Below are 22,979 nucleotides of genomic sequence, written 5' to 3'. Positions count from 1 at the left end.
TAAAAATATTTTTTTCTTTTCCACAATATTCTCATTGATTTTTTGCAAAAATTAAAAATTTACAATCCACCGTCAAAACCTTCCTGTAAGCTTCATTTTCAAGCAATTAATCCACAACAAGTCGGTAATAGAACGATCACATTAGCGATATTAATTTGACAATAAAACGGATAAAGGTTTAAGGCTTTATCAATTGAAATTGTTGTTTTTTCTATCGGTTCGTTATTTTTAGTCAAAAACGATACTTTTGTAGGGATCATTTAATGGAGAATAGTATGTCACCGAGTTTAATTTTCTATATTATTTTTGCCGTCCCTTACATTATCTTTATGTATTGGCTCGTCAAACAGGACAAACATAAATATGCCTGGGGAATAGCAATCATTACTATTGTTGCCCTATTAGCGATCTACGTATCGCAGAAAGCCAGTAAAGTGGCCATGGACAATTATCAACAGCATCAGATCGACTCTAGAGAGATCGAGCGGGAAGAGCGTTTACAAAAACAACAGGATAGCATTAATCATGCTCAACAATAAAAAAGCGGCATTAGCCGCTTTTTTATTATTCATTTGTATAAATTGGAATAATCCCTTCCAATTTAAAGAGAAAAGCATATTCCAATGCAATTTCCTTTAAATAGTCAAATCGACCAGATGCACCACCATGACCATAATCCATATCTGTTTTTAACAGTAAAACCGCATCTCCTATTTTAGTAGCTCTCAGTTTTGCTACCCATTTTGCTGGTTCAAAATACTGCACCTGACTATCGTGCAGCCCGGTTGTGACCAATAAATTAGGGTATTCTTTTGCTTCAATGTTTTCATATGGAGAATAGGCCTTCATATAATAATAGGCTTCCTTCTCATTGGGGTTACCCCATTCATCATACTCATTTGTAGTCAACGGTATTGTATCATCCAACATGGTATTCACCACATCTACAAATGGTACCTGAGCTATTATGCCATGATATTGCTCAGGCGCAATATTAGCGATTACACCCATCAGCAAACCTCCGGCACTTCCCCCTTGCGCATAGAGATGTTCGGGCATACAATAATGTTGATCAATCAGGTATTTACCACAATCCACAAAATCATAAAAGGTATTCATCTTGTGCATCATTTTTCCATCTTCATACCATTGGCGCCCCATTTCCTCACCGCCTCTGATATGTGCCAAGGCATAGATAAATCCACGATCCAACAGACTTAGTCGATTGCTCGAAAAAGTGGGATCCATCGACGCACCATAAGATCCGTAGGCATATTGCAATAATGGAGCTGAACCATCAAGTTTGGTTCCCTTTTTATAAACAATAGAGATGGGCACTTGAACACCATCTCTTGCTGTTGCAAAAACACGTTCGGTGATATACGCGGTTTGGTCATACCCTCCCAAAATCTCCTGTTGCTTTAATAATATTTTCTTCTGCTTAGCCATATCATATTCATAGACTGAGCTTGGTGTCACTAAAGAAGTATAGCCATATCGTAACTTATCACTGTTGTATTCAACATTAATACCCGGGTATACCGTATAGGCAACTTCTCCGAAATCCAAATAGTGCTGATGCTGACTCTTTAAATTATAAATTGCCAATTGGGTCAATCCATTTTTCCTTTCAGCAATCGCCAGAAAATCCTTAAACTCTTCAATATCGCTGACCAATACATCCGGTCGATGGTCTATGAATGGCTGCCAGTGGCTGCGATCTGTACGATCTAAGGGACATTGCATGATTCGGAAATTAATAGCTCCATCATTGGTAAGTATTAAGAACCGATCTTCCAATGCAACAACCGAATAGAGAACATCCTGTATCCTAGGCTGAAAAATACGAAATTCCGATTGCGGTGAGTCAGCATTTAATAACCAAATTTCTGAGGATAATGTCCCTTCAGAATTGATCATAACATATTTTCCATTTTTGGATTTACCAACTCCGATATAATTTGTGTTATCTTTTTCTTCATACACAAGCACATCTGCTGCCGGATCGCCCCCCAGTGTATGTCGCATAATCTTTTCACTAAGCAAGGTAACAGGATTCTTGGCCGTATAGAACAAGGTTCGATTATCATTTCCCCAAATAGCGGCTCCCTCTGTATTCTTTATCTGGTCGGGATAGATTTCTCCGGTCTCGATATTTTTGATAAATATGGTATATTCTCTCCGAGAGACAGTATCCACACTAAAGGCAAGCAAACGATTATCCGGACTAACAGAAAATCCTTTTGCCGTATAATATGCATGCCCTTCGGCAAGCTGATCTACATCCAACAGCACTTCCTCTTCGCCCTCCAGTGTCCCCTTTTTCCGACAGAATTTAAAATATTGTTTTCCCTCTTCCGTCCGGCTATAATAATAGTAGCCATTTTTGTAATAAGGCACAGACTCGTCCTTTTCCTTAATCCGGGATTTCAATTCATCAAAAAGATTTTCCTGTAAATCTTCGGTATCTTGAAGCATTAAATTGGTATAATTGTTTTCCTCTTCCAGATAGTCAATAACTTCTTGCGATTTTTCTCCTTTTTTAAAGTAATCAATCATCCAGTAATAATCATCTTGCACAGTATCATCATGTATCTTTCTGACATGAGGGTAAATTGCTGCCACTGGGGCCATCACATTAGGCCAAACTATTTTCTTATTTTGTTGCATTCGTTTTCTTATATGCTACTCAATATACATACTTTCTTATTCTGCTACCTGGATCAATCAACTAACACAGGAAACTCCTTGAAATGGTTTGAATTTAAGATATTTCGTCAACAATTTGCTAAGAGATATGGATTATAAATACTTTTAATAAAAATTAACAGTTCAGAAGAGGCATTAGCATTATCTTTGCTATTCTGCTATAGGCAGGAATATGCGAGCTTACACGCTCATGAAGAAAATTTAAATAAACAGGAGAGAATAATCAGGTGGAACGCGTTCTTTGATACAAATGAAAGCGGAACACCTATCAAGAATTTTGTACATATGAATTTAAGAAAATCACTATATCTACTTACTTTGGGCGCATTGCCCCTTATCTCTTTCGGACAATCCGATACCATTCCAGCAAATTGGTTCAATTTGGATTATAAAACAGATGGGGTCATGGGAATCAGTACCGAAAAAACATATAAAACGTTATTGAAAGGAAGAAAATCTACTCCAATCATTGTTGGGGTATTGGATGGAGGTGTTGATGTTTATCACGAGGATCTCAAAGATGTTGTGTGGATCAATACGAAAGATAGTCTCACGAATGGTATAGATAATGATGGTAATGGCTATATTAATGATAAATACGGCTGGAATTTTATTGGAAACGCCGATGGAAAGGACGTTCAGTTCGATAACCTGGAATTGACAAGACAGCTTAGGGTTCTGGACAAAAAGTTTGCAAACATCACAGCGGCAACAGAACTCAATGAAGCTGGTCGAAAATCTTTCGCTAGTTATCAAAAGATGCTTGCCAAATATAAAAACAAGCTAGAAGAAGCTAAGATGGGCCAATTTTCCTACGATGCGCTCAAACGTAACATAGACGCTGTGGTACGTGAAATAGGTAAAAAGCCCGAAGATATCACACAGGAGGATATAGACAATTTCAAAGCAACCACAAACACGCAACGTATCGCACTTGGCTATGCAAAGGATGAAATCAACAACGGCGGCTTCGCCAAATTTTTTGATGATATCACCGAAGGTGCAAAATATTTCAACAATCAAGTTGATTATCATTTAAACAAAGCATACGATTCTCGACCTATTGTTGGAGATAATTATGAAGATGCTTCAGAGCGATACTACGGAAATGCAGATGTAAAAGGACCGGACGCATTACATGGTAGCCATGTCGCTGGAATCATTGGTGCAAAACGTAATAATAATGTTGGTATCAACGGCGTAGCGGACAATGTTAAAATACTCACAGTTAGACTTGTCCCCGATGGTGATGAACGTGATAAAGACGTCGCAAATGCCATTCGCTATGCAGCAGACAATGGCGCTAAAGTACTTAACATGAGCTTTGGGAAAAGTTATGCCTATAATAAACAGGCCGTAGACGATGCCATCAAATATGCTGAATCCAAAGATGTCCTGATGGTACATGCCGCAGGGAATGACAGTGAAGATAACGATATAGAGCCTAATTTTCCGATGAAGTATTATACGGATGTAAAAGGTGATACAACCGGGGTTGCTAATGCTTGGATCACAGTGGGTGCAACCGGCCTTCATTTGGACAATGAACTATTAGCCGATTTTTCCAATTATGGTAAAAAAACTGTCGATGTTTTCGCGCCTGGCGTCCACATCAACTCAACGGTACCAGATTCCAAGTATAAAGAAGAACAGGGCACAAGTATGGCTGCTCCCGTTGTCGCTGGTCTGGCCGCCATGATTCGTTCTTATTACCCTAATTTGAGCGCTGTGGAAACGAAACAAATTATTATGGAATCGGTAGAAAAGCCGAATCAACTGGTACAGGTAAAAGTTGGTGAAGATGCCAGCAAAACGGTTCGATTAGCAGACATTTCGGTCACTGGAGGAATCGTTAATGCATATAACGCTATTATAAAAGCAGAGGAATATACTAACAGAAAGAAAAAATAAATATTTTCTCGTTTTTTATACCAAAACTATCTTTTGTCCGTTTAATTAATTAACTTACAGAGACAAAACAACAGATGCTTATGGTAGAAAACTTTACCCAATCAGAAAACGAAGTTCAAAATTTGCTAACCCAAAACGAAAAGGTAATGACAGACGAGGACATAGAAAATGAATTGAAACTTCAATTACCAAAAATGTTGCTTCATCCAAGCAAAAGATGTGTTGAGAATATCCTTGCATATTCTAAACAACTAGAAAAAAGAAAGGCCTAATCTAGAGATTAGGCCTTTCTTTTTCACCTTACGACATCCATGATCAGCTATAGTGTAAAACAGCTGTGACTCGCCTTACCTTCCACAAACTAAAATCAGATTATTCTCCTTTTACTAGGTTTCAAAATTTCTTTTTTGATGGAAATTTTGGCTAGTTTTGAACCGATGTTAAAACAAGAACGATACAAGGCTTTCGTAGATTATTTCTCCAAAAATAGTCCTGACGCACAGACAGAACTCAACTATAGTAATCCCTTTGAATTACTGGTTGCCGTTATTTTATCTGCACAGTGTACAGATAAAAGGATCAACCAAGTCACGCCCAAATTGTTTGCACGCTACCCAGATGCACACAGCTTGGCAGCTTCCAGCGTAGACGAGGTGTTTAGCTATATACGATCTGTAAGCTATCCGAATAACAAGGCCAAACACCTTGTGGGGATGGCTCAGCTACTGATTGAAAAGTTCGACAATATTGTACCCGAAAAAATTGAGGATCTTGTGAAACTTCCAGGTGTAGGTCGAAAAACTGCTAATGTCATTTCCTCTGTTGTTTATCATAATCCCGCTATGGCCGTAGATACCCATGTTTTTCGTGTTGCAAACCGTCTTGGGCTAACTTATCGTGCAACAACACCATTAGCTGTGGAAAAACAATTGGTAAAAAATCTACCTAAAGATACGATTGCCATTGCCCATCATTGGCTTATCTTACACGGGCGTTATATATGCCTGGCCCGAAAGCCACTGTGTGAGAAATGCCCGATCACTTATATGTGCAAATACTTTGAAAAAAATCACCATATAAAAAGTGTCTCAGCTATACCAGAGACAAAAAACTAATTTTTTTAGTGAAAATATTTGGTTTATGATTTTTAATTTTTAATTTTGAGAAATATATACTAAAAATATGAGCAACACAGATAAACTAAAAGCTTTACAGCTGACGTTAGATAAATTGGAAAAGAACTTTGGAAAAGGTTCAATTATGAAATTAGGTGATACTGCTGTTGAGCCGATCGAAGCTATTTCTACAGGATCTCTAGGCTTGGATATCGCCTTAGGAATTGGCGGTGTACCAAAAGGCCGTATCATTGAAATATATGGACCTGAATCTTCAGGTAAAACTACCTTAGCAACTCACATTGTTGCCGAAGCACAAAAAAAAGGCGGTATTGCAGCAATCATTGATGCTGAGCATGCTTTTGATAAATATTACGCTCAAAAATTAGGCGTAGATGTAGAAAATTTATTGATTTCTCAACCAGATAATGGTGAGCAAGGTTTAGAAATTGCTGATAACCTAATCCGTTCTGGTGCAATCGACGTTATTGTTATTGACTCCGTTGCCGCTTTGGTGCCAAAAGGTGAGATCGAAGGCGAAATGGGTGATTCTAAAATGGGGCTTCAAGCTCGTTTGATGTCACAAGCTTTACGTAAGTTGACAGGTACAATTTCAAAAACAAACTGTTGTTGTATTTTCATCAACCAATTGCGTGAAAAAATTGGTGTGATGTTTGGCAACCCAGAAACAACAACTGGTGGTAATGCATTAAAATTCTACGCTTCTGTACGTTTAGATATCCGTCGCACATCACAAATCAAAGATTCTGATGAAGTATCGGGTAACCGCGTAAAAGTGAAGATTGTAAAAAATAAAGTTGCACCTCCGTTCCGCATAGCGGAATTTGATATCATCTTTGGTGAAGGTATCTCTAAAGTAGGTGAAATCATTGATCTAGGTGTTGAATATGGTATTATTAAAAAAGCAGGCTCTTGGTTTAGCTATGGGGAGACCAAATTAGGACAAGGTCGAGATGCTGTTAAAGCCTTATTATTCGACAATCCAGATTTAATGGACGAACTTGAAGCTAAAATCCGTGCTGAAGTGACAGGAGAAGATCCAATGCTTAACATCGAGGAAAACGAAGACTAGTTGCTGTAAAAATTAGTATAATGTAGGTAGCCATCCTGTTTAGGATGGCTATTTTTTTTACGAAAATTCAAGTGCTTAGATGATTATTTTGTTACATGTCCAAAGTTTTCAATTTGTACTAATAGATTTTATTAATTTTAGCAGGTCGAGCCAAAAACGCCTGACATCCAATGCTAAACTTAATATAAACAATGAATCGTAAACTAATTCTATTTCTTTTAATACTGCTAGGCTCAGTATTTCATCTACATGCACAAACGATACGCATACTCTCCTTTAATATCCACCACGGAAACCCACCCACCGAAAAAGAATCAGTTGTCAACCTTGACACAATTGCCAAAATTATTAAAAATTCAAAAGCTGACCTCGTAGGTCTTCAGGAAATCGATGTCAATCTCGGTAGATCATACTTTGAAAATCAAGCCAAAAAATTAGCCGAATTAACAGGCATGCACTATATCTTTTCCAAAGGGATAGACCTGGATAAAGGTGAATATGGTACCGCCATCTTATCAAAAAATCCAATTGAACGTGTAGAGAAACACTTTCTACCTTCCCCTGTGGAAAGCGAAACACGTAGTTTATCTGTAATCGAAGTCACGATACACAAAAGGAAACTCTTATTTGCAAATACACACCTTGACCTGAAAGACAAAAACAAAATCGAACAGGCAAAATTCATCACCCAGCGTTTCAAAAACGAAAAGCTACCCACCATCCTTGTCGGTGATTTGAACTCCGAACCCAATGATCCAGCAATTACTGAACTTAGCAAAATATTCACAAAAAGCAGCATTGCTAACGGATTTACGTTTCCTCAAGATAAACCCACTACTGAAATCGACTATATCATGATCAATACACCATCTGCCGCAAAGTTCTCCAACCACCGTATTCTGAACGAACAATATGCGAGTGATCATCGGCCATTATATGTCGAGATAAACATTAAATAACTACTTGTGACCTTAAAATATGAATTTTAACAGAAGAAGATTCTTAGAATCCTTGGCTCTGGCCGGGATTACATTACCTAATATAAGCGTCGCGCAAGAAAAAGACGCAAATGAGGCAGAAAGCGAGTTCAGTTTTGTCGTACCTGCCTATCTACAAAATCAAACCGAAACAGGAATCAGTATTTTTACGATTTTGAGCAAAGATGCCTTTGCTTGGCTCGAGATACTGGACAATGGAGGGAATGTCCAAAAAAAGATCTACCAATCCGAAGATGGGATGATCAATGCCAATACTGATTTTTTTCATTTTACAATTGAAGACGCACCGCGTTCATTTCGTTATCGCATCAAAGCGAAGGAAGTGCAAAAATTCGATCCTTATAAAATCGTATACGGCCAAGAAATAGAAACCCCTATTTTCGAGGCCAAATTAGCCAAGAACAATCAAGAACAGATTCGCTGTCTTGTCTATAACGATGTACATGAGGAAAAAAGCAGTTATCGTGACCTTATTCCGCATCAGGATATTTCACCCTACGATTTTTTTGTACTGAATGGTGATTCCTTTCATTATGTCACCAATCAGCAAGATATTACGGAGAAACTACTAAAGCCAATTGAATTTTTTGCGACAGGAAAACCATTCATTATGAATCGGGGAAACCATGAGACAAGGGGATCCTTCGCACGTAATTTCAAAAGATATTTTGGTTATCCTGACAACAAGTATTACCAAGCCTTTAAAAGAGGTCCTATTTTTTGGATCATGCTGGACAGTGGCGAAGACAAGCCTGACAATCATGAGGTATACGCCGGAACAGTCGATTATGATAACTACAGAAAAGAACAGGCTCAATGGCTGGAAAAGGTTCTACAATCCAAGGAAAGAAAGAGTGCACAGCACACTGTTGTCATTAGCCATATACCGATTTTTCATTCGGATGACTGGCATGGTACCTTGAATAACAGAGCATGTTTCCATCCCTTGTTTCAGAAATATAAAATTGATGCCATGATCTCTGGTCATACACATCAATATGGCTACTACCCTGCAGATAAAGACCACAATTATCCTGTATTTATAGGGGGAGGTCCAAAAGTTGGGAAAAGAACTATCATCGATGTAGCCGGGAACAACAAGTCATTGAACATACGGATGACTAGAGACGATGGCACAGAACTGGGATTATTTAAGAAATAGAAAAGGGCGCTTAATAAGCGCCCTTTTCTATTTTGATTGAAGAAAGCTGCTATGCGAGCTTCCTTATTCTCCCTTTTCCAAGAAAGGGTATCTATAATCTGTATCTGGATTAAATGTTTCTTTGATTGTACGAGGAGACACCCAACGAAGCAAATTGATCATTGATCCCGCTTTGTCGTTTGTACCCGAGCCTCTAGCACCACCAAACGGTTGTTGACCTACGACAGCACCTGTACACTTATCATTCACGTAGAAGTTACCAGCGGCATGTCTTAATTTATCTGTTGCTAAATTAATGGCATAGCGATCTTGCGCAATGATTGATCCAGTCAAGGCATAAATAGATGTTGTATCAACAATATCTAAGGTTTCTTCAAACTTAGCATCCTCGTAAACATATACGGTCAGGACAGGTCCAAACAATTCCTCAACCATTGTCTCGTAATCTGGTTTTGAAGCCTCAATGATTGTTGGATGAATGAAATATCCTTTAGATTTATCGTATGTACCACCAACTACAATTTCTGCGTCATTAGATTCTTTAGCTCTGTCGATATACTTCGCTAATTTATCAAATGACTTCTCATCAATTACAGCATTGAAAAAGTTTGTAAAATCTTCTGTTCCACCGATTGTAAAAGATTTTACGTCAGTCGTCATAGATTCTTTCAATGCAGGCCACAAGGATTTAGGAATGTATGCACGCGATGCCGCAGAACATTTTTGACCTTGGTATTCGAAAGCACCACGAACCAAAGCTGTATTTGCAGCTTTTAAATCGGCCGAAGGGTGTACAACGATAAAATCCTTACCACCAGTCTCACCAACAATACGTGGATACGTCTTATAACGGTGGATATTGTTACCGATCGTCTTCCAGATATCCTGGAATACTCCTGTTGAACCAGTAAAGTGGATACCTGCGAAATCTGGGTGTTGGAAAATCACATCACCAGCGTCAGGACCTGAAACATACACCAAGTTGATAACACCATCCGGAAGACCAGCTTCACGGAAAATTTTCATCAATACATTTGCTGAATAGATTTGGGTATTGGATGGTTTCCATACCACAACATTCCCCATCATTGCGACACAGGAAGGTAGATTACCCGCAATCGCTGTAAAATTGAATGGAGTCAATGCAAATACAAAACCTTCAAGAGGACGTTGTTCTACACGGTTCCACACACCTTTACCTGATATAGGAGGTTGTTGTTTATAGATTTCGCTCATGTATTGTACATTGAAACGCAAGAAATCTACAATCTCACATGCCGAATCAATTTCTGCCTGATATGGGTTCTTCGATTGTCCCAACATTGTAGCAGCATTCAACTCATAACGGTATTTACCTGAAATCAATTCAGCAGCTTTTAAGAATATCGCAGCACGATCTTCCCAAGTAAGATTTTCCCAATCCTTTTTCGCCGCTAAAGCTGCATTGATTGCATCTGTTACATGAGATTTATCGCCTTGATTGTATTGACCTAAAATATGTTGGTGGTCATGTGGAGGAGCTAAGTTTACTTTTTTAGAAGTAGTGATTTCTTTACCACCAATATACATTGGGATATCGATTTGTTTCGAACGTGCCTCATCAATTGCTGCTTTCAACAATTTACGTTCTTTCGTTCCGACAGCGTATGTGTACACCGGTTCGTTGGTAGGAACAGGAACTGTAAAAAATCCTTTAGACATATTACAATTATTAATTATTCATCCAAAAAATACTATTTATGAATCATGAAGGGATCAAGTTTGTTCATTCCATTATTTTCATCAGAAACCATGGTTTCAACCTGTTAGCATGACACTAAATAGCGTTAATAGAAGTAAAATTACCTCAAATTTTATGAATACCCAAAGTTACTGTCCTTCTTTGAGCACCTTGGAAAAGATACGTTTAAATTTTTCCAATTTCGGTTTAATCACCAATTGGCAGTATGGTTCTTTTCCATTTAATCTATAATAATCTTGATGATAGTCCTCTGCTGGATAAAATACGGTTGCCGGAACTACTTCGGTTACAATAGGTTTATTGAAAACATGCTCCTTTTCTAACGTCGAAAGATAATATTGCGTCTTATCAAGCTGCTCTTTATTGTGCACAAAAATAGCCGAACGATATTGGGTGCCAACATCATTTCCCTGACGATTGAGCTCCGTTGGATCGTGTGCTACAAAAAAGGCCTCCAATAGTTTATCGTAGCTGATCACTTTTGGATCAAAAATAATATTGGTTGCTTCCGCGTGCCCTGTACTCCCGGTACAAACCTGCGCATAACTTGGGTTTGCTACCCATCCACCGGTATATCCCGAAACCACATGTACAACACCCTCTAACTCCTTAAACTGTGCCTCAGTACACCAAAAACATCCTGCAGCAAATGTCGCCGTATCCAAACTCGCCGTATTTTTTTCAGGTAATTTGGTGAAATCAGGTTTCTTTACCCGATGCCCCTGCTGCTGCCCCTGGCAGGAGTTCAATACAAAAAGTGCTGTTAAAAGTATCAGAATATTTCTCATAAATAATTACCCTTCTTCTTTCCTTTTATGTTCCCTGAATTATTGGAGCTAAATTCATGCCCTAAACAAATACCAACTAGGTTTTGTTTATAAAATAGAAAAGCGACAATAAGTTATTATTGTCGCTTTTCTATTGTTCTATCAAATGATCAACTATTTAGCTGCAGCATAGTTTTGTGCTACGGCATCCCAATTGATAACATTAAAGATTTCCTCTAAATACGCTGGACGCTTATTTTGGAATTTCAAATAATAAGCATGCTCCCAAACGTCGATACCTAAGATAGGCGTACCTTTTACCTCAGCAACATCCATCAATGGATTGTCTTGGTTTGGTGTAGAAGTTACTGCAAGTTTACCATCAGCACCAACAATTAACCAAGCCCATCCTGAGCCAAAACGAGTGGCACCAGCAGCTTGAAGTTGTTTTTTCAACTCATCAAATGAACCAAATGTAGCATTGATTGCTTCAGCTAATTCACCTGTTGGAGCTCCACCTGCATTTGGGCCTAAAACCTTCCAAAACAAAGAGTGGTTGTAGTGACCACCACCATTATTACGTACTGCTGCGCTGTATTTACTTACATTTTTAATAATATCCAATAGGGATAAGTTTTCTGCGTCTGTTCCTGCGATAGCTTTATTTAAGTTATCCACATATGCCTGATGGTGTCTGTCATGGTGGATTTCCATTGTAGTTTTGTCAATATGTGGTTCCAATGCGTCGGCTGCGTATGGTAACGCTTCTAATTCAAATGCCATATCTATTTTAATTTAAATGTTTATTACTTCGTTTATACATACAAATATAACACAATATACACGTTTATGTTTTTATGTGTTACAATAAATCCATTATTTCCCTACCGTTTTTGACGAAAAAATGATTTTACCAAATCAGCACATTCTTCCTGCAAAACGCCATGTGTAATGACAGTTTTGGGGTGTAATATTTTATCGTGAAAATGGGAATAGCCACGCTTTTCATCTTTGGCTCCATAGACTATTTTACCAATATGTGTCCAATAGGCCGCTCCGGCACACATAATACAAGGCTCAATGGTAACGTATAATGTACATTCATCCAGGTATTTGCCCCCAAGGTAATTTGCTGCTGCTGTAAAAGCCTGCATTTCAGCGTGAGCTGTCACATCATTTAATCGCTGCGTCAAATTATGACCTTTCCCTATAACACGTCCTCGATGAACAATAACTGCCCCAATAGGCACCTCTCCCTCTTGGTAAGCGACCTTAGCTTCATTCAATGCCATACGCATGAACGACTCGTCACTATCGATGAGTTGTGTTCCTTCAAAATCTATAAATGTCATGGTACAAACTTAACTAAGTTTAGATCCATTTGGTAATTTTTTGTCGACGGATGTCAAAATAATATCTCCATTTTCGTCCGAAAATCCGGTCACTAGACACTCAGAAAAGAAATTAGCAATCTGCTTTTTGGGAAAGTTGACAACTGCGACAACTTGCTTCCCAATCAACTCCTCTTTGTTGTAGTGTACTGTAATCTGGGCACTACTTTGTAATATGCCAATTTCATCTCCAAAATCAAGTTTCAACTGATATGCTGGCTTTTTAGCTCTCGGAAAGTCTTTTGCTTCTAAAATAGTTCCTACCCGTAAATCCACTTTCTCAAAGTCGGTCCAACTAATGGCGTCACTCATAATCGGTTGCTACTAATATCCTGAATCTCTTTACCTATCGTAAATAAAACATAGGAAGGCTTCCGTCCCAAACGTAAAGACAATCTATTGATCAGTTTATCTTCCTCTCCTGCTTGAAAAGCTAAATCTTCATCACTTAAGTGGTTGTACTTGCGACGGAGTTTTTCTTTGGCTACTTGCCACTGTTCTTCGTTAATTTTCAGCATAACTCAGATTTAGGTATAAAATTTGTATATCTTTACTGAACTGTAAAAGTTTGTTTAAAGATACAATATATACATAAATAAAAGATTATGAAAAAGATTTTACCAGCATTACTTTTGATTTGTGGTAGCGTAGCAACGGCACAGGCGCAGCTTTTGCCAGGGTTTGAGGTGGGTGTAAAAGGAGGCTTGAACTTCTCTAAACTTAAAAGCGATGGAAAATATTTCAATTCTGACACGAAAGCAGGCTACCAAGCAGGTCTTTATGGACGTGTTGGTGTATTGGGATTCCATATTCAGCCGGAGGTTTATTTAACAGGTAAAAACACCAAAGTAACAAATCCGGACGGCGAATCGACAGATGTAAAATTTACAACAGTCGATGTTCCAGTATTATTAGGCAAACGCTTTGGCTTAGGTCCGATTGGAGCAAGGATTCAAACTGGCCCAATATTTTCATTTAAAGTCGATGACAAGCAAGATCAAGTCATTGACCAATTGAACCCAAATAACTACAAAAAAAGTGGTACATCTTGGGCATTTGGTGTAGGTGCTGACATTTCAAGCTTACGTGTTGATGTAAGATATGAAATGGGCTTAAACAAAGTCAACAACGAGAGCCAGGCAAATCCCAAAATCAACATGTGGAGTATCGGTTTAGGCTATAGATTATTCAGTATCCTATAGTTCTTTAAACCTTGTTCATATACTGTTTAAAAGTCCGTTTTTATTCAAAACGGACTTTTTATTTCAATAAACTTTAGAACCGTTCTAAATTATTGCTTTTTCTTGTCAAAATGGTATCATATTTAATAGCAAATAGTAGATTTGCCTAATTCAAATTAAATTACAAGGATAATGAGTAAATCAAAGCCAGTTTTCAGTTCTTCGATTGGGAAGAAGCTAATCATGAGCTTAACAGGAATCTTCCTATGTTTATTCCTAGTTGTTCACTTGGTTGGTAACTTGCAATTATTTAAAGATGATGCGGGTCTAGCGTTCAACAAGTACGCCTATTTTATGACTCACTTTACACCAATCAAAGTTGTTTCTTACTTATTGTATGCTTCGGTAATTGTTCACGTCATCTACGCTATTACATTGTCGATGAAAAACAAGGCCGCTCGTCCTATTGGTTATGCCAAATATGATGGTCAAGCAAACAGCAAGTGGAATTCACGCAACATGGGTATCTTAGGTACTGTCATTTTAGTATTCTTAGCTACGCACATGTCTAATTTTTGGTGGAAGTTTCACAATGATGAAGTGCCGTACATCGAATACCGTACTGATTTGGCAACTGGACAAACCACAGCGAGAGAACTTCAAGCTTCTGAATTCCACGACTACCAAGAAACGGTAGAAAACAATGTTCAAATCTTAAAAGCGAGAGATTTGTACAAGCAAGTTGACTTTGCATTCAAAAATGTTGCATTGGTAGCTTTGTATGTTATTGCGATGGCAGCTTTGGCATTCCACTTAATTCATGGTTTCCAATCTGCATTCCAAACTTTAGGTTTTAACCACAGAAGATATATTGGAATCATCAGAGCAATCGGTGTTTGGGTATTTGGGGTATTAATTCCAATTGGCTTTGCAATAATGCCATTGTTTTTCTTCTTTAAATAATTCAGAATCTTTTAAGATAAAGCTCAGGCTTTATCGATCAATATAAAATTAAGAGATATGTTAGATTCAAAAGTACCAGCGGGCCCATTAGCCCAAAAGTGGTCAAATTATAAATTTAATCTTAAGTTGGTTAACCCTGCTAACAAACGTAAATTTACTGTTATTGTTGTTGGTACAGGTCTTGCTGGTGCATCTGCAGCGGCATCTTTAGCCGAATTAGGATATAATGTAATTACCTTCTGTTACCAAGATTCACCTCGTCGTGCGCACTCTATTGCGGCACAAGGTGGTATTAACGCAGCAAAAAGCTACCAAAACGACGGAGACTCTGTTTTCCGTTTATTCTACGATACAATCAAAGGTGGTGACTACCGCTCACGTGAGGCAAACGTTTACCGTTTGGCAGAAGTATCTGTCAACATCATTGACCAATGTGTTGCTCAAGGTGTTCCATTTGCACGTGAATACGGAGGTCTATTGGACAACCGTTCTTTCGGTGGTGCGCAAGTTAGCCGTACCTTCTATGCACGCGGTCAAACGGGACAACAATTGTTGTTGGGCGCTTATTCAGCGTTAAACCGTCAAATCAAAAAAGGAAAAGTAAAATCTTATACGCGTCATGAGATGTTAGACTTGGTTATGATCGATGGTCATGCTAAAGGTATCGTAACTCGTGACTTGGTTTCCGGTAAAATCGAAACTCATGCTGCACATGCAGTATTGATGTGTACTGGTGGTTACGGTAACGTATTCTTCTTGTCTACAAATGCAATGGGATGTAACGTTACAGCAGCTTGGAGAGCACACAAACGTGGTGCTTACTTTGCTAACCCTTGTTATACTCAAATTCACCCAACGTGTATTCCTGTAACTGGAGATCACCAGTCTAAATTGACGTTGATGTCAGAGTCTTTACGTAATGACGGCCGTGTATGGGTTCCTAAAACTCAAGAAATGGCAGAAAGATTACGTAAAGGTGAGATCAAAGCCAATGATATCAAAGAAGACGACAGAGACTATTTCTTGGAGCGTAAATACCCTTCATTCGGTAACTTGGTACCACGTGACGTAGCATCTCGTAATGCAAAAGAAGCTGTTGATGATGGTCGTGGTGTTGGTAAAACTGGTTTCGCCGTATTCTTGGATTTTAAAGAAGCGATCGGTCGTCTAGGCGAAGATGCAGTACGTGCTAAATACGGTAACTTATTTGACATGTACTACCAAATCACTGACGAAAACCCTTACAAACAACCAATGCGTATCTACCCTGCTGTTCACTATACAATGGGTGGCGTATGGGTTGACTACAACTTGATGACTACAATCCCTGGTTTGTATGCTTTAGGTGAGTGTAACTTCTCTGACCACGGTGCAAACCGCTTAGGTGCTTCGGCATTGATGCAAGGTCTTGCTGATGGTTATTTCGTGATCCCTTACACTGTGGGTGATTACTTAGCTAAACTAGGTTCTTTCGCACCAGTAGATCATAGCCATCCTGCTTTCGAATCTACGCGTAAAGAGGTTGAAGATAAAATCAACAAATTGTTGTCTTTAAACGGTACAGAAACTGTTGATGATATCCACAAAAAACTAGGTCTCATCATGTGGGAATATTGTGGTATGGCTCGTACGGCTGAAGGATTACAAAAGGCACAAGGTTTGATCCAAGAGTTGAAAAAAGAATTCTGGACAAACGTTAGAGTGCTTGGAGAAAACGAAGAATTAAATCTTTCTTTAGAAAAAGCTGGTCGCGTAGCTGACTTCTTAGAATTGGGTGAGTTAATGGTTGTTGATGCATTGCAACGCGCTGAGTCTTGTGGTGGTCACTTCCGTTTAGAAAGCCAAACTGAAGAAGGTGAAGCAAAACGTAACGATGATGAATTCGCCTATGTATCTGCTTGGGAATACAAAGGAGACAATGTACCTGAGGAATTACACAAGGAAGACTTGGTATTCGAGAACGTTCAGTTAACACAAAGAAGTTATAAATAAGAAGGAAAATTATCATGGCACAACATATGAATTTAACGCTGAAAGTTTGGCGTCAAAAAAATGATAAAGATAAAGGTCAATTTGTAACTTATCAGGCAAACGATATCGCTGATGATATGTCTTTCTTAGAGATGCTTGATATTGTCAATGAAGAATTGACTCGTAAAGGAGAAGATCCTGTATATTTCGATCACGACTGTCGTGAAGGTATCTGCGGGATGTGTTCATTAGTAATCAATGGTCGCCCTCACGGTCCTAAAGAAGGCACCACAACATGTCAATTGCACATGCGTAGCTTCCACGATGGACAAACTATCGTGATTGAACCTTGGAGAGCTGCTGCATTCCCGGTATTGAAAGACCTTGCAACAGACCGTACGGCTTTTGACCGCATTCAACAAGCGGGCGGATATGTAAATGTCAATACAGGTGGTGTTCCTGATGCCAATGTTATTCCGATCCCTAAACGTATTGCTGACGAAGCTTTCGAATCGGCAACATGTATCGGTTGTGGTGCTTGTGTTGCAGCCTGTAAAAATGCATCTGCAATGTTATTTGTGTCTGCAAAAGTCTCTCAATTTGCCTTATTACCTCAAGGCCAAACTGAGCGTTACGAACGTGCACAGGCAATGGTAGATCAAATGGATGCTGAAGGTTTCGGTAACTGTACCAACACGGGTGCTTGTGAAGCTGAATGTCCTGTAGGTATCAAGTTAACAAACATTGCGCGCTTAAACCGTGAATATTTAACTGCTAAAATCTTCCGTCAAGAAGAGCCACACGTTTAATTAGCATATTAAATCCTTCATGTTTTCGCTAGCATCAACAGCTACGAAAACCTAATGAAGATTCTTTCTGGCTCATGAAAATGGGTAATTCAGAAAAATAATATAAAAGTCCTTGCCCTAAGAAAGCAAGGACTTTTTTTTATATTTACAATAATGTAAATTGACGCACGTGAATTCTGGTATAAAAATTCGATTACTCCTACTTATCTTGACTTTATGCTTTATAGGAACAGCTATAACCATTAAAGAATCTGTTACCAATAAGGAAATACTAGACATTGATACAAAATCACTCAATGATTATATCGCTCAACAAGAGAAAAAAGTCGATCGAATTTTCAATGATTCACTCCTGCTCAAAACATTTAAAAACTACGATCAGTATCCTATTGCAGTATATCAGGCCTTCGAAAAGTTTAAAACCAACGAAAAGGTTTTTCTATTTCTTTTTAAGGACCATGAACCCAAGATGTGGAGCACGCATCTATTTGTGCCTATTACAGATCAGGGATTTCCAGAAAAATCCAATTTTATTCAGGATGATAACCGTTCTTACGTTGTTCGAAAAAAAACAATTGGCAATATCAGTATACTCGCCTATATTATTGTAAAAGGCTATACAAATAACAACAACCCGTATTTAAATAGCTCTTTGCGGAGAAACTTCTTCGACTCCAGAAATATTGACATCGCCTCCTATACAGACACGGTCACCATTAAAAATATCTATAGCAATGAGGGGTCTTATCTGTTCTCCGTTAAGCTAAAAGATGGAGAGCATGAAAATGCCTATACAATTTTGCAATTCTTCTGCTGGCTACTTGCCTGGATCGCGTTACTGATCTTCTTCAATAGCCTCTGCTTACATATGGCCAACACAGGAAGGGCCTGGTGGTCTGCGATACTGCTATTGTCGATATTTAGCCTTGTCAAATTTGCCGATCTTAAGTGGAACCTGCTGTCCGAAAATGCGACATTTTCAATTTTCGACTCACGGAATTACGCCTATAATCGCTTCTTCCCTAATATATGGTCCGTGATGTCCACCACCATATTGGTGCTATGGTTGGTTCTATTTATCTATTCAATTCGCAAAGAGCTCAACTTTGACAAAATAAAAAACATCCGGCTCTTTAGAATTCCTATCGCAATCGGATTTATTCTAAGTATATATCTATCGTTCGGTCTATTGTATGACATCGCTGGTACATTGATTACACACTCCAACAACATCTATTTTGATTTCACAAAACTTGTCGATTTACATTTTTTAAGTTGGGTAGATCTAGGCATTGTTGGCATGGGTATTTTGGCTTTAAGTATCTACATTGATCTTGTACTATTTTTTCTTAAAAAATTAGAATTAAAACCGACGCAGCTGCTCAATATTCAACTGGCATGTGTCATTTTTGTCATCCTGATCATTTCCTTTTATATAGAGAAAAATAGCCTGGTCAATTTGCTACTCGCGCTGATCATCCTTATTAAATCATTTGGCGAGAAGTATTTCGATAGACATATATTAACAAATTATATTGCTGTACTGATACTTTGGGCAATCATAAGTGCGATCACGCACGCACGTTTCTATCAGGAACGGAACTTAATCGACATGAAAATCTTGTTGAGTAATCTACAATCAGAAGATGATGTCAATGCTGTCTCATTATTCTCTGATATTGAAAGTAGCTTAGCAAACGATCAAGAATTAAAACACTTATTTAATATCAGCCTTCCCTATACCAATACCGAGGGGATCAACGATTTTATCAAGAAAAAATACTTTAGTGGCTATCTTTCCAAGTACGAGTTCAAAGCATATTATTATGATCAGAATAATATTCCGCTCAATCCAGCCAGTCAGAATAAGATCAATGAATATCGAGAAAAGGTAATCAACAAGTCGATAAAAGTCACGCAGAACTTCTACCGTGCCAGTGCGGAATTAGGTACGCATGAATACTTCTCCATTATTCCTGTCACCATTGACCAAAATAGGATTGTCAATGTCATCATCAATCTTTCCAATAAAGATTTTAGTTATACGGTTCCCTATCCCGAAATCCTCACCGATATGCGGATCAACAATTCGCAATATTATAATAAAGGGGATTATTCGATAGCCCTCTATAAAGGAGGTTCTTTAATAACACAGTTTGGGAAATATACCTACGAGAACAATTTAAGGGGGCTGAAAGGTGTTCCAGGAGAATATATTCAAGTACTGGACCGTGATGCATACCTACATATGGCTTATGTTGCCAATAAATTCTCAACATATGTTATCAGTAAACAAAAACCTTCTTTTTGGGATTACCTAGCGACTACTTCATTTTTGTTCCTGGTATTTTTTATGATTTTCATGTTTTTCCATTTTATAAAATCATTCTATATCTTTCTCAAGAATACCAAGCTAACTTTCCGTAATTTAAAATATCAGTTCTACAAAATAATAAATAAAATACAGTACTCTACACGTATTCAGACCTCCATTATCTCATCTGTAATACTGGCGATCCTTATATCGGCGGTAATTTCGTATATAAGTATCAACAAGCAGCTTTATAATAATAATAAAGCAAGTAAGGAACGTTTTATTATCGAATTGGGCAAACGGATGGAAAATATGTTGACCTACACGGATGAAACATCCACGGAGACGCAGCTTATTAGCATGCTCAAGACATTATCTGAAACTATTTCCAAAGACTTCAATCTTTATTCCAAATCAGGCAGGTTACTTTATAGCTCGCAGCGTAGAATCTACGATCTGGAGCTTTTCTCTACTTTCATTAATCCAGCCGCACTGAAGAATCTTTCTATCTTAAAAAAATCGGAGACGATTGAAGATGAGCGTATAGGTACTTTTCAATTTGAGACCAGTTATGCCACCATCAGGGACAAAAACTATAATACACTGGCTTATATAGGGATACCAAACTTCTCGCTTCAGAAGGAAGAAAACATCAATAAAAATCTTCTTTTAAATACGATAGTGAACATTTATTCGCTGATCATCATAGGCTTTGGTTTTTATGCGACATTTGTGGCCAACAGTGTCACCAATCCATTGAGCATCATCAGTAAGAAGATCTCACAACTACGCCTGGGACAACCCAACGAACCTCTGTTTTGGCAACGAAATGATGAAATAGGTACATTGATCAAAGAATATAATCTCATGATCATAAAACTTGAGGACTATGCCAATAAAATCAAAGATACTGAGCGAGAATCCACTTGGCGCGAGATGGCTCAACAAATAGCCCATGAAATCAAAAATCCGCTGACTCCAATGAAATTAGGCATTCAGCAACTCCGTAGATCGTACAAAGATGAAGACCCTAAATTTCCAGATCGCTTCAATAAATTCTCCACTTCATTTATCGAACAAATCGATGCATTGACGCATATTGCCTCAGAATTTTCGCACTTCGCAAAATTCCCAAATACGGTAATGGAAAACATCAATATTGTAGAAAAAGTAACAAAGTCCATTTCCTTGTACAACAATACACCAAATGTAAGTATTCGTCTCATTAACAATGCCGATCACAAAACCCTAATTGTTAAGGCTGATGGTAATGAATTATTGAGAACCTTCAATAACTTAATAAAAAATGCGATTGAAGGCGGTTATGGGCGAAAAAACATGAAGATCGAGATTTTCATTGAACGCTACTCAGACAAATTTGTCAAGATAGACATCAAAGACAATGGTTATGGAATTCCCAAAGAGATGCAGGATAGAATTTTCCAGATTAATTTCACGACAAAGAGTTCAGGAAATGGTTTAGGGCTAGTTCTTGTCAAAAAAACAATTGAAGCCAGTAATGGGCAAATTTATTTTGAGACTGTAGAAGGCGAAGGTACAACCTTCCATATACTGCTTCCTTTGCAACAGATAGAGTCTTAATATGTGTAGATAGCAATCAACAAAAATAAGACATCGAGGAAAGCTTATATGCGCTCTATCTCCAGTGTCTCTAAATAAGGACCTACCACTCCATTTGTGTAAAGAAGAAGCTGTCACACCAACTGATGTAGATAAAAATATAGCGTTCAATTAGGGTATAACTCAAACACTGATAGCTATAAAACTAACCAGTTAATGGATAGCCTTATTATTTTGCTTTAAGGATCAGTATAACAAGAACAGTATACTATAAACAAAAAAGCTCTTTGCGATTATGCAAAGAGCTTTTTTGTTTATAGTATATCTATTTTTAACGCAATACAACAGTAGATCGTCCCATGATTGCATTATCTTCATATAATAAAACCGTATAGGCCCCTTTAGAGAATCCTTCTTCTGCTGCCCAATAGACGATATAGTCTTCACCTTTGTTGGTAAATAAAATATTGTGTTTAAAAGTATATTGTAATTTCTCGCCATGTACATAGAAAATATTATCACCTTGCACGACCAGATTTCCCTGTGGATCGATAATTCTAACATATATATCACGTTCTCCACTTTTAGCCAACGGATTATCAGCAATGGTAAAGTTGATTTTTAACTTATCGATTTTTTTAGCACGTTCTTCTACAAATTCCTTTCCATTCTTTTTGACTTCAAGGCCATTTATACTGATGCTTGAAACCTTTAATGCTGAAGCAGTCGCAACCTTCTCTTTCAGATCCGAATTTGATGTAACTAATGAAGTAATCTGTTTTTCTTTTTCGACAACAGATTCGTTCAAGTTGGAGTTTTGTTTCGATAAAATCTGATTTTCCTGAATCAGCCGTTGCACATTGACACGATAAGTATCCACCTGCTTCTTAAGCTGATTGATCTTGTGCTGTGCTTCATCGATATCTTTCGCAGTAATACTCTTATTTTCAAGTTTTTTACGAAGCTCTGCGATCTCAGCTCTAGAATCATCCTTCTGCACGGACATCTCTGGAGTCAATTGAACATTTTCTACATCAATTTTATCCAATTCAGCTTCAATACGATCGATTTGTACCTGCAAATTTTCTTTTTCAACTGTAAGTGTATAGACCTTTTCACCATTGGTCTTAAACTTGACATAAAAATATATATTCGTTGCAAGTAATGCTGCTATCGCAATGATAAAGAAGTAAATCTTCGAAGAATCTTTCTTCTTCTCTTCTTCTTTCTTACTCGAAACAACTTCTGAATTTATCATAATATACTGTCATAT

General features: G+C 38.0%; 20 protein-coding genes. 12 read left to right on the top strand and 8 right to left on the bottom strand.

Features of this window, described 5'->3' with window-relative positions; genetic code table 11:
• Positions 1-275: 275 nt before the first annotated feature.
• The gene (locus tag L1283_RS03250; RefSeq protein WP_075990905.1) at positions 276-539 is read left to right on the top strand and encodes a hypothetical protein; all 264 of its coding nucleotides are present in this window, start codon (positions 276-278) and stop codon (positions 537-539) included.
• A 25-nt stretch (positions 540-564) separates the two neighbouring features.
• On the opposite strand, the gene L1283_RS03245 is transcribed toward L1283_RS03250, so the two are convergent.
• Positions 565-2,670 carry a S9 family peptidase gene (locus L1283_RS03245; RefSeq protein WP_333886379.1) on the bottom strand — a complete coding sequence of 702 codons (2,106 nt, stop codon included), beginning with the start codon at positions 2,668-2,670 and terminating at the stop codon, positions 565-567.
• Positions 2,671-2,994: 324 nt separating this feature from the next.
• Here L1283_RS03245 and L1283_RS03240 point away from each other — a divergent pair, with 324 nt between their 5' ends.
• From L1283_RS03240 to L1283_RS03215, 6 genes are all read left to right on the top strand, one after another.
• A complete protein-coding gene (locus tag L1283_RS03240) occupies positions 2,995-4,620 on the top strand; it encodes a S8 family serine peptidase (RefSeq protein WP_429625745.1) in 1,626 nt (541 codons plus the stop codon).
• Between the two features lie 80 nt (positions 4,621-4,700).
• Positions 4,701-4,892: a hypothetical protein gene (locus L1283_RS03235; protein WP_153848161.1), complete on the top strand. Its 192-nt coding sequence runs from the start codon at positions 4,701-4,703 to the stop codon at positions 4,890-4,892.
• Positions 4,893-5,057: 165 nt separating this feature from the next.
• Complete coding sequence (gene nth, locus L1283_RS03230; RefSeq protein ID WP_075994622.1) at positions 5,058-5,735, top strand: endonuclease III; 678 nt, start codon at positions 5,058-5,060, stop codon at positions 5,733-5,735.
• 67 nt (positions 5,736-5,802) lie between these two features.
• Positions 5,803-6,828 (top strand): recombinase RecA, encoded by a 1,026-nt coding sequence (gene recA / locus L1283_RS03225; RefSeq protein WP_046674918.1) that lies wholly within the window; start codon positions 5,803-5,805, stop codon positions 6,826-6,828.
• Between the two features lie 191 nt (positions 6,829-7,019).
• On the top strand, positions 7,020-7,787 hold the full coding sequence (locus tag L1283_RS03220) for an endonuclease/exonuclease/phosphatase family protein (RefSeq protein ID WP_429625744.1): 768 nt from the start codon (positions 7,020-7,022) through the stop codon (positions 7,785-7,787).
• 19 nt (positions 7,788-7,806) lie between these two features.
• Positions 7,807-8,988 (top strand): metallophosphoesterase family protein, encoded by a 1,182-nt coding sequence (locus tag L1283_RS03215; RefSeq protein ID WP_083663473.1) that lies wholly within the window; start codon positions 7,807-7,809, stop codon positions 8,986-8,988.
• Between the two features lie 63 nt (positions 8,989-9,051).
• Here L1283_RS03215 and pruA read toward each other — a convergent pair whose 3' ends face one another.
• The 6 genes from pruA to L1283_RS03185 all read right to left on the bottom strand — a co-directional run bounded on the left by pruA (position 9,052) and on the right by L1283_RS03185 (position 13,405).
• Positions 9,052-10,689: an L-glutamate gamma-semialdehyde dehydrogenase gene (pruA, locus tag L1283_RS03210; protein ID WP_075990900.1), complete on the bottom strand. Its 1,638-nt coding sequence runs from the start codon at positions 10,687-10,689 to the stop codon at positions 9,052-9,054.
• Positions 10,690-10,857: 168 nt separating this feature from the next.
• Positions 10,858-11,517 carry a peptide-methionine (S)-S-oxide reductase MsrA gene (gene msrA, locus L1283_RS03205; protein WP_182981020.1) on the bottom strand — a complete coding sequence of 220 codons (660 nt, stop codon included), beginning with the start codon at positions 11,515-11,517 and terminating at the stop codon, positions 10,858-10,860.
• A 153-nt stretch (positions 11,518-11,670) separates the two neighbouring features.
• Positions 11,671-12,279 carry a superoxide dismutase gene (locus L1283_RS03200; RefSeq protein ID WP_120333147.1) on the bottom strand — a complete coding sequence of 203 codons (609 nt, stop codon included), beginning with the start codon at positions 12,277-12,279 and terminating at the stop codon, positions 11,671-11,673.
• Between the two features lie 101 nt (positions 12,280-12,380).
• Positions 12,381-12,848 (bottom strand): nucleoside deaminase, encoded by a 468-nt coding sequence (locus L1283_RS03195; RefSeq protein ID WP_088160107.1) that lies wholly within the window; start codon positions 12,846-12,848, stop codon positions 12,381-12,383.
• Between the two features lie 9 nt (positions 12,849-12,857).
• The gene (locus L1283_RS03190) at positions 12,858-13,199 is read right to left on the bottom strand and encodes a tRNA-binding protein (RefSeq protein WP_182981019.1); all 342 of its coding nucleotides are present in this window, start codon (positions 13,197-13,199) and stop codon (positions 12,858-12,860) included.
• Positions 13,196-13,405: a hypothetical protein gene (locus tag L1283_RS03185; protein ID WP_070561956.1), complete on the bottom strand. Its 210-nt coding sequence runs from the start codon at positions 13,403-13,405 to the stop codon at positions 13,196-13,198. The genes L1283_RS03190 and L1283_RS03185 overlap by 4 nt, the downstream gene beginning before the upstream one ends.
• Positions 13,406-13,492: 87 nt before the next feature.
• Here L1283_RS03185 and L1283_RS03180 point away from each other — a divergent pair, with 87 nt between their 5' ends.
• The 5 genes from L1283_RS03180 to L1283_RS03160 all read left to right on the top strand — a co-directional run bounded on the left by L1283_RS03180 (position 13,493) and on the right by L1283_RS03160 (position 21,727).
• Positions 13,493-14,089 carry a porin family protein gene (locus tag L1283_RS03180; protein WP_286848198.1) on the top strand — a complete coding sequence of 199 codons (597 nt, stop codon included), beginning with the start codon at positions 13,493-13,495 and terminating at the stop codon, positions 14,087-14,089.
• 171 nt (positions 14,090-14,260) lie between these two features.
• A complete protein-coding gene (locus tag L1283_RS03175; RefSeq protein WP_046674909.1) occupies positions 14,261-15,031 on the top strand; it encodes a succinate dehydrogenase cytochrome b subunit in 771 nt (256 codons plus the stop codon).
• A gap of 57 nt (positions 15,032-15,088) precedes the next feature.
• Positions 15,089-17,023 (top strand): fumarate reductase/succinate dehydrogenase flavoprotein subunit, encoded by a 1,935-nt coding sequence (locus L1283_RS03170; protein WP_286848197.1) that lies wholly within the window; start codon positions 15,089-15,091, stop codon positions 17,021-17,023.
• A 14-nt stretch (positions 17,024-17,037) separates the two neighbouring features.
• Positions 17,038-17,811: a succinate dehydrogenase/fumarate reductase iron-sulfur subunit gene (locus L1283_RS03165; RefSeq protein ID WP_182330307.1), complete on the top strand. Its 774-nt coding sequence runs from the start codon at positions 17,038-17,040 to the stop codon at positions 17,809-17,811.
• A 169-nt stretch (positions 17,812-17,980) separates the two neighbouring features.
• A complete protein-coding gene (locus L1283_RS03160; protein ID WP_429625743.1) occupies positions 17,981-21,727 on the top strand; it encodes an ATP-binding protein in 3,747 nt (1,248 codons plus the stop codon).
• A 310-nt stretch (positions 21,728-22,037) separates the two neighbouring features.
• On the opposite strand, the gene L1283_RS03155 is transcribed toward L1283_RS03160, so the two are convergent.
• Positions 22,038-22,964 (bottom strand): hypothetical protein, encoded by a 927-nt coding sequence (locus L1283_RS03155; protein ID WP_088160102.1) that lies wholly within the window; start codon positions 22,962-22,964, stop codon positions 22,038-22,040.
• Positions 22,965-22,979: the final 15 nt, after the last annotated feature.

This window comes from Sphingobacterium sp. HSC-15S19, from assembly GCF_050433745.1.
GTDB lineage: Bacteria > Bacteroidota > Bacteroidia > Sphingobacteriales > Sphingobacteriaceae > Sphingobacterium > Sphingobacterium siyangense.
The sequence above is the reverse complement of the archived record's forward strand: the minus strand, read 5'-3'. Positions and strand labels throughout refer to the sequence as shown.